This is a genomic window from Paenibacillus sp. FSL H7-0714 (assembly GCF_038003765.1).
Classification (GTDB): domain Bacteria; phylum Bacillota; class Bacilli; order Paenibacillales; family Paenibacillaceae; genus Paenibacillus_AQ.
Genome location: NZ_JBBOPT010000001.1, coordinates 3159085 through 3172809 on the forward strand (window position 1 = coordinate 3159085; position 13725 = coordinate 3172809).

The window sequence follows — 13725 nt, forward strand, 5'->3', positions numbered from 1 at the left end:
GTGAATATTTTCACTATTGTTATTCCAAAAAAATATAAAGGTGGTTTTTAAGATGGCTGAATTTACACTTGATTGCATGGGAGAAGCTTGTCCGGTTCCGTTAATGAGAACAGAAAAGAAAATGACTGAACTCAATGTAGGTGATGTACTAGTAGTAGCTATTGATCATAGCTGCGCAATGAAGAACGTTCCAGAATGGGCGAGAAAACAGGGACATAATGTGGAAATCGAAGAGGTTGATGATGGCGAGTGGGAAGTTGTTATTGAGAAGGTAAAATAGGATCGCTGAGTAGGAAAGGACGGTGAATGAAACGGTGAACGAATTCTGGTTGAAGATATCGTCTAACCGCTTTTACAAGCGCTTGCTCAAAGAACCGTTTACTTATGTAACTGGAGCTGTACTTCTTGCTGTGTTCGCTACAGCACATCTGGCTGTTTTCTCTAAAGGATGGGGAGTAACTAGCGCTTTTGCAGATTGGGGAGCTTGGTTGTATCGATTAGCAGGCGGAAATGTAGATCAATGGGCATATTTTAGTTCGGAAAAAGCACAAAAAACATTATCTTCCGGATTTTTGAATGATGGTGGTTCGATTCGAAATCTAGGGATAATATTAGGTGCTTTAGCAGCGACTTTGTTTGCTTCCGAATTCAAGTTGAAGAAAATTAAGTCCAAAAAGCAGGTTGTAGCAGCGGTACTTGGTGGATTACTCATGGGGTACGGAGCTAGACTGGCTAATGGATGTAATATTGGTGCATTGTTTACGGCTATAGCTTCTTTATCGCTTTCAGGATGGATATTTGGATTGTTCCTGCTGGTTGGCGCATTTATAGGCAGTAAATTATTAGCCAAATTCTTTATGTAAAAGTGAAATAGGCTGAGCTTGTAGCGCTGACGAGAGTCAGCCTATTTTATTAAGGCACAGACTCACAGGAGGGACAAAAGGAATGGAAAAGAAGACAGAACAGTATGATGTCGTCATTATCGGTGGCGGGGCTGCTGGTTTAACAGCGGGAATCTATTGTGGACGTGCAAAATTAAAGACTCTACTCTTGGAAAAATCACTGGTAGGTGGTCTTGCCACTTATACTAATGAAATAGAAAATTATCCTGGTTTTCCTGAAGGAACGACCGGTACAGACCTTATGGGATTATTTCATAAACAAGCTAAGAAATTTGGTGTGGATTTTAAAATGACAGATGTAAAATCTGTTTCGGTAGCGGAAGATATTAAGGTAGTGGAGACCTTTCGGGTTCGTTATGAGTGCAAGGTCATTATTATAGCCAGTGGGGGAAAACCAAGAATTACCGGGGCAGCAAATGAAGATATGTTCTTATATGATAAAGGAATTTCTTTCTGTGCAACCTGTGACGCTGCAGCAAATACGGGAAAGACGGTTATGGTTGTTGGCAGTGGTGATGCAGCTATTGAAGAAGGAATGTTTCTGACCAAGTTTGCAGATAAAGTAATCGTTTCTGTTATGCATGATCATGGGAAAATGGATTGTAATGAAATTGCTAAAACGCAAGCACTGGAAAACCCTAAGATGGAATTCATGTGGAATACGGTGGTAAGTTCTTTCGAAGGTGAAGAACGCTTAAATTCTGTCGTCCTGAAAAATTTAAAATCTAATGAACTGCAAAACGTAAAGGTTGATTCATGTTTCTTATTTATTGGATATACCCCGAACACAGAAATTTTATCAGGTGTAGTTGAGTTGAATCAAAATGGATATGTCCTAGTCAATGAAAAAATGGAAACAAATATACCTGGTGTGTTCGCAGCAGGCGATGTATGTGATAAGTTCCTTAAGCAAGTGGCTACAGCTGTCGGTGATGGTGCCATTGCAGGGTATGGTGCAGAGAAGTATATCTCTGAATGTGAGACCTATGAGCATCAAATTCTAAATCAAGGAAAACCATCCGTTGTTTATTTATGGAATGCAACTGATCCTTCTTGCCGAGAGCTATTACCACTCTTTGAGGCGTTTGAACAATCCCATACTGAGATCAGGGTCACAAAGGTAGATGTATATAAGTCACCCGGACTTGCTGCCAAGCTGGGAATAGGTTCAGTACCTTCTATAGTTTATCTAGATGATGGAAAGATCCAAAGAGTAATTACAGACAAGATAAGTGATAACATATTGAATGCTCTAACGAATTGATGAAAAAGCCCTATGCAGATATCTCTGCATAGGGCTTTTTTAAATTATGCTTTTATTAAATTGGACGAGCTATTTCAAGAAAGTGTCAAAGTATCAATAATAGTTGTTTTGTCATATACCTTTGAAAGCGCTTAGATATTAAGATTAATTCATAAGATAGCAAATCAACGGAGGGAGAGTAGAGGAGAACCAAGGCTGCAAAAAGAGAGAAAGCTATGAAAGATGCTTTATTTATAAGAATCTAGGTTTAGGAGGACTTACATATGGCGAACGCAAGCGTCGCACCAGACAAGACATCAAGACCGAATCTCGGCAAGCATCGGACCAGCGGGATAAGACGCTTTTTTAAGCAAATAGATCTGCAGCTTATGGTATTGCCAGCACTTGTTTTAGTTTTTATTTTTGCCTATATCCCCATGTACGGTATTCTAATCGCTTTTCAAGATTACAAGTTAGGTAATAGCTTTATTAGCAGTGATTGGGTTGGATTAAAGCACTTTATTTACTTCTTTAATGCTCCTGAATTTGAAGTGGTTATGAAAAATACAATCATAATCAGCTTACTGAAGTTCTGTTTTGGATTTCCTGCACCGATTATTTTGGCGTTAATGCTGAACGAAGTTCGTAAGATGTTCTTTAAACGGGTTATTCAGACCGTTACATACTTGCCTCACTTCTTATCGTGGGTGGTTATCGGCTCGATGGTTACCTCGATGCTATCCGTAGATAATGGCAGTATAAATATGCTGCTTGAGAAATTGAGATTTATCGATGAACCGATTAACTTCCTGTCTATGACCGAATATTTCTGGGGCATTTTAGTTACAACCAATGTGTGGAAGGAAATTGGATTTGCCTCGATCGTTTACTTAGCTGCCATTGCTGGTATTGATCCGCACTTATACGAAGCTGCTTCGATGGATGGTGCGAGTCGCTTTAAACAGATATATTTGATTACGTTGCCTTCCATTATGCCAGTTGTGATCATCTTTATGATTCTGGCAATCGGTAATCTGGTGAATGCAGGATTTGAAGATATTTTGATCCTTGCTTCCAATCCGGCTCTACGAGAGGTATCAGATTCAGTTGATGTATATGTTGTACGTGTCGGTATAGATAACTTCAGGTACTCCTATGCGACTGCTATCGGATTGTTCAAGGCCGTTATCAGTGTGACATTACTTACCTTTGCAAATTTCATTGCCAGAAGAGCGGGAAACAGCTTGTGGTAATGAATTACTCAATATAGGGGGACTGAATTATGAAACGTACTAACATAGGAGACCGATTGTTTATTGGATTCATATATGTATTCTTGACCTTACTGGCATTCTCCGCGTTTTATCCATTTTGGAATTCACTTGTGATTTCTTTTAATGAGGGGATGGATACTTCCAAAGGCGGAATTACTTTCTGGGTCCGTGAGTTCACGCTTGAGAATTATAAGATCGTATTTGAAGATTCTCGTTTAATGGGTGGATTCGTCATTGCAACATTGCGGACGGTAATTGGTACAGTAACAGCGATATTGGCCACTTCGATATTTGCTTATGGGATGTCGAAGCGCGAACTAATGGGTCGCAAATACTACATGATTATGTGTATCATTACAATGTATTTCGGTGGGGGACTCATTCCGTCATACATGCTTATCAGAAGTTTAGGCCTCTTCAACTCATTTTGGGTGTTTATTATTCCTGCACTTGTCAGCGTATGGAATATGATCATATTCCGGACCTTCTTCCAAGGTCTTCCGCAAGGTTTAGAGGAGTCAGCAAAGATTGATGGCTGCGGATACTGGGGAACTTTTCTCCGAATCGTACTTCCCTTGTCAGGGCCAGTAATCGCAACATTATCATTGTTCACAGCAGTCAATCACTGGAATGAGTGGTTCGTAGCGAGTATTTACATTACGAAAGAGGAGTTAATGCCGATTCAGACCATCTTGAGACAGATATTGTTCTCTAATATTGCTTCAGAACAGCTGTCTAATGTAGATGCAAGTTCCATTGCTCATATTAACTCAGCCAAGAAAATAACGTCGAAGTCATTAACGATGGCTACGATCATGGTTGCAACCATTCCGATTGTATGTGTATACCCATTCCTACAAAGATTCTTCGTTAAAGGTGTCTTGGTCGGATCATTGAAAGAGTAGGATGATAGAATGAGATGGGGTTTAGAGCGTATTGCTTTGAACATAGATTACAAATTGAAAGGGGAAAATACATTGAAGACTAAGAGAAAGATGCTTCTCGGAACGTTGTCTACCTTGCTATTGTCGACTGTGGTGGCGGGTTGTAGTGGCAACAATTCAAGCGCTCCAGCTGCAACTGCTGAACCAGTGAAAGAAGGAGGAACAGCGGTTAACACAGCAACTGAAGCTCCAGCGGCTGATTTGTATGAGTTAGGGAAAGAACCGCTTGAAGTATCATTCTACGGAAACTACGGCTGGTATCAAATGCCGAAATGGGGCAAAGATGCTGCTTCTAAATGGATTTTAGATAATTTGAAAATCAATGTCACTGGAATTAGCTCTGGTGGTAATAATGCTCAGAAGCTGCAAACGATGATCGTTGGTAATGAGCTACCGGATATTGTATGGACTGAGAAAGGTGCTGACGTAGAGCGTCTTCGTCAAGCGGATATGCTAGTTCCTTTGGATGAATACATTGATAAATATCCAAACTTTAAAAAGTACTTAACAGCTGGACATTTGGAATTGCTTCGTTCTCCTGATGGTAAAATCTATCAGCTGCCGAATTATTATACAACACAGCCAAACGGTAATGCCGGTTATGCGATCAATAAGAAAATTTACAAAGAACTCGGTTCTCCTAAGCTAGAGACTACGGATGATTTGTATGCTTACTTAAATGCTGTTAAAGCGAAGTTCCCAGATGTTATTCCGTTTGAGACTGGCTTAGCGAAAGATGGTAACGGTATTGACCAGTTATTCTCCTCTTTTAAAGAGAATAACCTTTCGTATACTAGAATATATGCTGTACCTGATGGCGACAAAATGGCTTCCATTTACAAAGATGAAGGGTTCCGTGAGTCCGTTGTCTTTGGTGCTAAATTAATGCGTGAGAAGCTTATGACACAGGATGCGAATACCCAAACAGAAGACCAAATTAGAGAGAAAGCGATGAATGGCAAGTTCGCTGTGATTGCGACATTCGATCCGATGAAGTTGCTGGCTACTGCTGATGAAGAGATGAAGAAGAAAAATCCGGAAGATGGTTATATGTTTATTAAACCAATCTACAAACCGGGCTTGGATCAAAGTAAAATCACACCGGGAACGTACAATCAGTTAGGATGGAACGTTGCTACAATCACTAAAAACGCTAAAAATCCAGAAGCTGTATTCGCAATGCTTGATTGGATGACAGGTGCAGAAGGTTCTATGGTTCTGAACTGGGGTCCTCCAGGACCAGACGCTTACTGGGATGGATTTGAAGCAGATGGACTTACTCCTAAATTTAATAAAGATAAATATCTAAATGAGCCAGAAGCATTGTCTGAAATCAGCGGTAAGGCTGGTGACTTGGTTTGGGTAGGAAACACGGTTTTCTTGGATAATACCAAGAAAATGATGTTGCAAACCCTTCCAGCTGATAAGATCGACTTTAGTAACCGTTGGCAGATGGAAGTAACGTGGGCTTCACAAGGCGACTTTACGGAGTTCCTAAACTGGGATCCGGCTCCAGACAGTGAAGAAGGTATTATCAGACAAAGCGTTAGAGATATCTGGCTAACTGCTAGAGCGAAATCAATGTATGCGAAGACCGATGCAGAAGCATTAGCCATTCTTGACAAAGCACATGATGATTCCATGAAGGTTGGTTATGAGAAATTCCTTGATTATGTTACAAAAGTATGGACAGAAAACAAGAAAGCTTTAGGAAAATAATAATTAGTAATACGAAGGTTTGCTACTAGGCAAGCCTTCGTTTTTACGTTGTATTCTGATGATTCATTGTTTATAGGCTGTTAGACAAATTTATGAATGGTATACTGGGAAAGAGTAATGGTAGAATTTACAGGGACAGATTTATGCATTTCAAAGGGGGACTTGTTGATGTACAACGTATTATTAGTAGACGATGAGATGCTGGATCTAGAAGGTATGAGACAATTTATTCCTTGGAATGAGCTTGGTATGGAAGTTGTGGAGGCAGCAAATAACGCGTTTACCGCGTGCGATATTTTAGATCAGCATGTTATTGATATTATCGTAAGCGATGTGAATATGCCGAATATGTCGGGCCTTGAGCTGGCTCGAATTGCCATAGAGAAAAAAAAGGATATACGCGTGATATTTGTAAGCGGTTACCAAGATTTTAGCTATGTTAAGCAAGCACTGTCACTAAAGGCGTATAGCTACGTCCTTAAGCCAATGGATGATAGTGAACTCATTGCTGCACTTCAGAAAGTAAGGCAGGATTTAGACGATGAACGTAAACGCCGTGATGTTGAAGAAGCCTATCAGCATATGATTCCAATGGCCAAAAATGATTTGTTGATACGCTTATTCGAAGGGGAATGGGAAGGGGAAGAGGGTAGCCAGGCCGGAATGTTATCGCTTGTGAAGTCATACGGTCTGGATAAGCTGAATTGGCCTGTTCGTGTAGCTGTCTTGGAGCTTGACTACTTCAACTGGCTTCAAGGACAGGATAATCTATCTAAACATCAAATGGCCAAGGACTTCCTTTATGAAGTGAATAGAATAGGTCAGAAGCACGGAATGCCACATTGCTACAAGGTATCGTCCTATCGGATTGCATTATTGATTAACGAGCAGGAAATGGAAAAGTTCACTGAGGATATTTACGCCTCGATTCGTGCGAAGTTTCCAGTCACAATGACTGTAGGTGTAGGCAAACCAACATTTTCTATGGAACAGATTCATATCTCCTATCGACAAGCTATGGAAGCTGTGGACGGAAAAATGTTTATTGGCAAAGGCAATCTTATAATGTATGAGACCGTTAGCAGTGAACCAGGGATGATCGATGCTCGTATGTTAGATACCCGTATGGATACGTTGTTTAAAGCGGTGAAAGAGTATGAGTTAGTACTTATTTATGATGAGATCGACAAGTTATTCCGCTCTGTAAGTAGTTTAAGATCCAAATTCACGATTCATAATCTGGCAATGTATATCATTTGGAAGCTGGATCAGCAGTTAAAGGATGTTAGTGAGGATTTATTTGAAATTTTAGGTATGGAAATACATAGTTTAGATGTTCTACACCAATTCGATACGATCAGTGATATTCGTTCGTGGCTCGTACTCAAAACGTTTGAGATCTCCGAGTACCTGCGTAGTAAATCAGATTCAGTGAACCATAAATTGATTAGAGAAATCATCCAAACGATGCAGGACAGAATGAGCGATAACTTTACGCTTAAAGATATTGCGCAGCAGTTCTCTTTCTCCCCTAACTATTTGGGCTATCTATTCAAAGAAGAAACAGGGAAAACGTTCAGTGAAGTACTTACACAGCTTCGAATGGATCAAGCAGGCAAGCTTTTAAAAGATCCGACCTGCAAAATCTATGAAATAGCTAGCAAGGTAGGCTATCGGTATCTCCCTTATTTCAGCAGACAGTTCAAAGAGGCTTATGGTATGACACCTATGGAGTATCGTAAGCGCGACAAGTGATGGGGGATGATGTTCTATGAAAATACGAAGAAGACATAAGTATGTGCCGATTGGGTATAAGTTAATGCTGACGTATATGTTTTTTATTATTATCCCTATATCCTTGATAGGGTTCGTCTCTCATTCCATGTATAATGATTCATTACGCGAACATATCAATACGAATATTAAAGGAACGTTATTGCAGATTCGTGACAATATTGATTATAAAATGGACGAAGTTACTCGAATATCAACGCAATTATACAGTGATTTTGATTTTTATCGGAATCTTCGGAGTTATGAGGAAGGCTGGGAAAATTACGATCGGATGTCTAAGAAGGTGCTACCGAAGCTTGACGTAGCTATTCAATCTACAGGTGTGAAGATAGGGATGTCGCTATTCTTAAAAAATGAATCGATCCCTGAGATCTATTCGAATTCACTTGAGGGCTATTTGGACAATAGTAGCTTTTATCATCTCTACCACATGAAACGGATTGAAGGTAAGTCCTGGTATTATGATTTTCCAACTGAAAAATACGCTGAAACTATGAAATGGTGGCAGATCGAGAGCGATGTAGAGAATAATCGTATCTCGTTGCTCCGTAGACTAATTGATACATACGAGCCTCTTAAGCCTAAAGAGATAGGATTCCTGCGGATTAATGTAAGGATTCCAGATCTATTTGACAGTGTCAATTATACGAAGATAGGAAAAGGAAGTAATTTAATTATAAAGAACGAATTTGGAAGAACGATGTATCAATCGGGTGAACTACCGGAGAACTATACTAATGAAGCCGAACTAAATAAGGATTACCTGACGATTAAAGAAACGATTATGGTTGCTAACCAAGCATGGCAATTAATCGCGCTTGTTCCGATTGCAATCCTTGAAAAGGATGCAATGAAGGTACGTTTGTTTATTATTTTAATGTGTCTCATATGCTGTGTGGTTTTTAGCTTTGTAGGCATATTTATATCCCGTTATTTTTCGATTCGGATTAATAAGTTCGTATATGTGCTTAATGCCTATCGGGAAGGCGATCTTCACAAACGTATAAAATATCGAGGGAAGGATGAATTCTCTCAGATAGCAACCGCGCTGAATGATATGGGTGAAAATATTGATATGTTGATTAAAGAGGTATATCTGACTCAGCTCCAGAAGAAGGAAGCGGAGCTTGAAATCCTACAATCGCAAATCAACCCACATTTCCTGTACAATACTTTGTCGTCTATTATTCAATTAGCGAAGTTTGGTCAAAATGAGAAGCTGCAGAAGATGGTACTGGAATTAGCGAAGTTTTATCGTTTAACGCTTAATGAAGGCCGTACGATGATTCCGGTTCCAACTGAAATTGAGCAAGCAAACGCCTATTTAGAAATCCAGAAAATTAAATATGGTGATCGCTTGGAGGTTATGTTTGATTTTGATACAGAGATCTGGCCTTATGAAACCATTAAACTGATTCTACAACCCTTTATAGAGAACGTGCTGAAGCATGCTTGGTGCGGCGATCACATTCATTTACGGATTGTAGGACGTAAGGAAGGCGATAATATTCTCTTCCGTATCATTGACGATGGTATAGGCATCAGACAAGAGCGTATTGATCAAATTTTTGATTCTAAGGGACATACAAATACAGGTTATGGCGTCCGTAATGTGGATCAACGGATTAAACTGCAATATGGACCTGAGTATGGCGTAAGTATTTTTAGTCGTGTGGGAATTGGAACATCGGTTCAGATCCTGATTCCTGCCAAAAAAAGAAAGTAAGCGGTATTGCAGTGATGATATAAAGAAGGGGTCATTAAGCTAGTTATCGCTAGCTTAATGACCCCTTTGATTATTCAAGTGAAAGTTAGAAACCTTTGTATTGAGGTTCTTCTGACTCTAATTCAGTTACCCGATTTTCAACCTGTGTAACGATTTGTTGTGTTTGCTCAGCTGCATTTGTGAATAAAGTTTTTGCACTTTCGTTTTGTGTTTCAAGTGCAAATTGCTCCAAGCTCGCTTGAGCGCCTTTTAAAGAAGATAAACATGTTTTAACTTGTGAGGCTACTGTCATTAGGTTTCTCTCCTCTGTTTTAAGTTTCTAGCATGACGTTTCCTATTGTCCTCAACCGTTACTTTAGTTATGCAGGAAAAAAATACAAGCTTTACACGTTTACCGATTTCCATAAATAAGTAGCCTAATTGAGGATTGAATGGACCTTTTTTGACAAATAATGAGTGTTACTAAACAAGTGTTGATTTAAAAAAGGAGGAAAATTGTGATGCCGGAGTGGTTGGAGGTTGTAGTACGAACACTCTTTGCTGTGGTTGTGCTTTTCTTTTTAACTAAATTACTGGGGAAGAGACAAGTATCGCAGCTTTCGTTCTTCGAGTATATTACGGGGATAACCGTCGGCAGCTTAGCCGCCTATATTTCTTTGGATACGGATAAGTATTGGCATTTAGGACTCATTGCGCTGATTGTATGGGTCGCTTGTTCTTTAGGAATTGAATGGCTTCAGATGAAGAGTAAAAAAGCAAGAGACTTCATTGACTTTAAGTCCACCGTTCTTATAAAGGACGGGAAAATACTCGAAGATCATATGAAAAAGGAACGTTTAACAACAGATGAATTATTGGAAGAGCTACGTAAAAAGGATGTATTCAATATATCTGAAGTGGAATTTGCGATTATGGAGTCTGATGGAGCGATTAATATTCTGCTTAAGAAGGAGTATCTCCCTCTATCGGCAAAAGACCTGGGTGTGAAGGTTGCCCCACAGAAAGAGTCACAAGCCGTCATTATGGATGGGAAAGTATTAGATAAACCGTTAGATACCTTAAATCTGACTCGCAGCTGGCTTGATGGAGCGCTAGAGAAAATGGGGCTAACCGTCGAGAATGTATTTCTCGCTCAAGTTGATTCTTACGGTGAGCTAACGGTCGATTTGTATGCCGACAACTTTAAAGTTCCACAGCCACAAGACAAACCACAATTATATGCTTTGCTCAAAAAATGTGAAGCTGATCTGGAAATGTTCAGTTTGTCGACAGAAAATGAAAAAGCTAAAAAAATGTATGAACAATGCTCAGAGCAATTGCAAGCATCTTTGAAAGTGCTAAAGCCTTTAATCCAAAGTTGATGTACTAACAAACCTCATACCTAAAAGCAAGAAAGAACCGGTTTTTCGCATCGGTTCTTTTTTTCGTATACAGCTAAATGGAGTATGAAGTATAAACCTCGTAAACAATTGGCAAACTAAGCCAGATTCGCAAGTCACAACCCAGGAGGTATACAGCCTATGTCAGGAATTTTAGAAACCATTAAAGATCAACTGGAGGGATGCAGTGATGCGGTGTATCAATCCATTTCTGTTCATGGGCATACCTGTCTTTTGATCTATATACCTTCCATCATCGATTCTAAGACACTTCATGAAAGTATTGCTTTGCCACTAAAAACAGAAGCAGAAGCAAAGCTGGAATGGCCGAATTTTTTAGAACGGTTAGATCAAGGAATTGTTTTTCCTATCCAATATCTCAAGGCATTTGATTTACAGAAGATTGTAGATATGATCGTTGCTGGAAAAGTAGTGCTTTGTATAGAGGATCTTCCTTATGTTTATTATTTTGAAATTACCCAATATCAAAAAAGATCAGTGACCGAATCACAAAACGAACTTGTAGTGATTGGTCCTCAAGAGGCTTTCATTGAAGATATTGAAACGAATCTCTCTTTGATTCGACATAAAATTAAACATCCGGATCTAAAAACCATTCATTATTCGATTGGTAAATATACAAAAACTGATGTGTATGTGGTCTACATTGAAGGACTTTACAAAAAAGAAGTTCTTGCTGAGATAAAGCAGAAGTTAAATGAAATAGATATTGACGGAATACTAGGGATTAGTTATATATCAGAATATTTAAGGGACGGTAACCTCACGCCATTTCCGTTATTTCAATATACAGAACGTCCTGATTCGGTGGCAGCTTCTTTAATGGAAGGCCGAATCGGAATCTTACAAGATGGCACACCTACTGCAATGCTCGCTCCGACATCTTTTTTCACCATGCTGCAATCCTCTGAGGATTATTACCAAAGCTTTTATGCAGCAAGCTGGATTCGTATTGTTAGATTTCTGTTCTCAATCATATCCATGATTCTTCCATCACTTTATGTAGCGATTACAACCTTTCATCCTCAAATCATTCCACCAAACCTGTTAATTACAATTGCTTCTGCGAGAGAGAACATTCCTTTCTCAGCGCTTACCGAGGCTTTAATTATGGAGCTTACCTTTGAAGCGCTTAGAGAAGCTGGGACTAGAATTCCAAAGCCTGTAGGACAGACGGTTTCAATAATTGGGGGTATCGTTATTGGTCAGGCTGCGGTCCAAGCAGGAATTGTATCTGCTCCAATGGTTATTGTTGTTTCTATTACCGGAATTGCCACCTATATCATTCCTCATTATGAGCTAGGTCTTACTTTCCGGCTACTTCGTTTCCCGTTATTGGTTATGGGGGGAACAATGGGGCTGCTCGGGGTATATATTACAGCTTTTTTGATTTACGGACATTTAGCAAACTTAAGACCGTTAGGTGCTCCATATTTGCAACCCGTTGCCCCACTTGTGTTACAGGACTGGAAGGATACATTAGCGCGCTTCCCCTCGAACTTTATGAAGAAACGCAGCAACCTCTATACAGATAGGAATAAAAGGAGACAGAAAGAGAAATGAGAATCCTGAAGATAGGAGTGATTATAATCTTGCTCCTAAATATAACAGGTTGTTGGTCGTCGAAGGTTGAGCTGGATGAACTAACATTTGTATACGGAATGTTTATCGATAAAGGCAAAGAACCAGGGACTGTTGAAATTACGATTAATTCACCCTTGCCCAATCGTCTTAACGCAGCTGGACAACCTTCAAGTGGCGGTGGAGGAGACGGTAATACTTATTCTACCGTTTCTAAGACTGCAGGAACGATTGCAGATGCTATGCTGTTAATTCAAAAAGACTTAACACGTCAGCTTAGTCTTGCTCAATTAAAAGTAATTGTCTTAGGGAAGACCTTTGCTGAACAAGGAATCAGCGAACTACTATTATGGATTGAAAGAGAACCAAGTCTTCCTCTAGGTGCTTTTGTTATGGCTAGTCCGGGAAGTGCAAAGGAGATGAATACTTTAACACCTATTTACGAGCAAATACCCTCGGATGTACTAAGGAACTTTGGATCAGAGAGATATTTGTTTTCAACTACGATTAAGGATTGCCTGTATGCAGAGGCATCCGGTGTTGGATTTGCTATAAACAATCTTTCATTTGGTAAAAAAGAAGAAATATCGAAAGATGGAAATCCGGAATTCTGGGCAGGAATCCAAGGGGCAATGCTGTTTCAAAAAGATAAGATGAAAGGAATACTTAAGCTTAAAGAGGGAAGGGCATTAGCTTGGGCGTTAGGCAGTCTTAAGTTGGCAGTTTATTCCGTCGATTGGGATAAGGGACAAAGTGCCGCAAGTGTTATATTTGTAAGCACAACATCATCAAAGAAGTTAAAGCAAACGGTTAAAGGACCTGTGTTCACAGTGAATTTAAAGGGGAAAGCTAGTGTTATTTATTTAAGGGATCCTAAGAATAGAGATGAAGAAGAACTCAGCCAAATTATCATTGCGAAGCTTAAAGAGAAAGTTTCTGATAATCTTACCGAAGCCATTCGTAATACCCAAAAAGCAGGTGCCGATGTTCTGCAACTCGGATTGTTACTGGAATGGAACGATCCAAAGCTATGGAAGCAGATTCGAGAGCGGTGGGAGAATTATTATGCCCATGAAGCTGATATTAAGGTAAAGACAGATTTTCATATTGTAGATTATGGAACAGCAAAATAAAAACATTTA

The 13725-nt window shown here is 39.5% G+C and carries 12 protein-coding genes; 11 read left to right on the plus strand and 1 reads right to left on the minus strand.

Features of this window, described 5'->3' with window-relative positions; genetic code table 11:
* The first annotated feature begins 52 nt into the window (after positions 1 to 52).
* The 8 genes from NST34_RS14145 (at position 53) to NST34_RS14180 (ending at position 9602) form a co-directional block, all read left to right on the plus strand.
* Positions 53 to 280: a sulfurtransferase TusA family protein gene (locus NST34_RS14145; RefSeq protein WP_036678256.1), complete on the plus strand. Its 228-nt coding sequence runs from the start codon at positions 53 to 55 to the stop codon at positions 278 to 280.
* Between the two features lie 22 nt (positions 281 to 302).
* A complete protein-coding gene (locus tag NST34_RS14150) occupies positions 303 to 863 on the plus strand; it encodes a YeeE/YedE thiosulfate transporter family protein (protein WP_256716256.1) in 561 nt (186 codons plus the stop codon).
* Between the two features lie 82 nt (positions 864 to 945).
* Positions 946 to 2166: an FAD-dependent oxidoreductase gene (locus NST34_RS14155; protein ID WP_341128043.1), complete on the plus strand. Its 1221-nt coding sequence runs from the start codon at positions 946 to 948 to the stop codon at positions 2164 to 2166.
* Positions 2167 to 2429: 263 nt separating this feature from the next.
* Positions 2430 to 3398 carry an ABC transporter permease gene (locus NST34_RS14160; protein ID WP_042127372.1) on the plus strand — a complete coding sequence of 323 codons (969 nt, stop codon included), beginning with the start codon at positions 2430 to 2432 and terminating at the stop codon, positions 3396 to 3398.
* Between the two features lie 29 nt (positions 3399 to 3427).
* Positions 3428 to 4324: a carbohydrate ABC transporter permease gene (locus NST34_RS14165; protein WP_042127373.1), complete on the plus strand. Its 897-nt coding sequence runs from the start codon at positions 3428 to 3430 to the stop codon at positions 4322 to 4324.
* Positions 4325 to 4396: 72 nt separating this feature from the next.
* Positions 4397 to 6082, plus strand: coding sequence for an extracellular solute-binding protein (locus tag NST34_RS14170; protein WP_143759369.1), 1686 nt, complete (start codon positions 4397 to 4399; stop codon positions 6080 to 6082).
* A 168-nt stretch (positions 6083 to 6250) separates the two neighbouring features.
* Entirely contained in the window at positions 6251 to 7837 is a 1587-nt protein-coding gene (locus NST34_RS14175) for a response regulator transcription factor (RefSeq protein WP_042187852.1), read from the plus strand.
* Positions 7838 to 7853: 16 nt separating this feature from the next.
* The gene (locus tag NST34_RS14180; RefSeq protein ID WP_076286367.1) at positions 7854 to 9602 is read left to right on the plus strand and encodes a sensor histidine kinase; all 1749 of its coding nucleotides are present in this window, start codon (positions 7854 to 7856) and stop codon (positions 9600 to 9602) included.
* Between the two features lie 85 nt (positions 9603 to 9687).
* Here the strand turns inward: NST34_RS14180 and NST34_RS14185 are convergent, their stop codons facing one another.
* A complete protein-coding gene (locus NST34_RS14185; protein ID WP_036678243.1) occupies positions 9688 to 9894 on the minus strand; it encodes a DUF1657 domain-containing protein in 207 nt (68 codons plus the stop codon).
* Between the two features lie 208 nt (positions 9895 to 10102).
* Here NST34_RS14185 and NST34_RS14190 point away from each other — a divergent pair, with 208 nt between their 5' ends.
* The 3 genes from NST34_RS14190 to NST34_RS14200 all read left to right on the plus strand — a co-directional run bounded on the left by NST34_RS14190 (position 10103) and on the right by NST34_RS14200 (position 13716).
* Positions 10103 to 10963 carry a DUF421 domain-containing protein gene (locus tag NST34_RS14190; RefSeq protein ID WP_076298929.1) on the plus strand — a complete coding sequence of 287 codons (861 nt, stop codon included), beginning with the start codon at positions 10103 to 10105 and terminating at the stop codon, positions 10961 to 10963.
* A 159-nt stretch (positions 10964 to 11122) separates the two neighbouring features.
* The gene (locus tag NST34_RS14195; RefSeq protein WP_341128044.1) at positions 11123 to 12565 is read left to right on the plus strand and encodes a spore germination protein; all 1443 of its coding nucleotides are present in this window, start codon (positions 11123 to 11125) and stop codon (positions 12563 to 12565) included.
* Positions 12562 to 13716, plus strand: a complete 1155-nt coding sequence (locus NST34_RS14200; protein WP_341128045.1) for a Ger(x)C family spore germination protein — start codon at positions 12562 to 12564, stop codon at positions 13714 to 13716. The genes NST34_RS14195 and NST34_RS14200 overlap by 4 nt, the downstream gene beginning before the upstream one ends.
* The last annotated feature ends 9 nt before the right edge of the window (positions 13717 to 13725 follow it).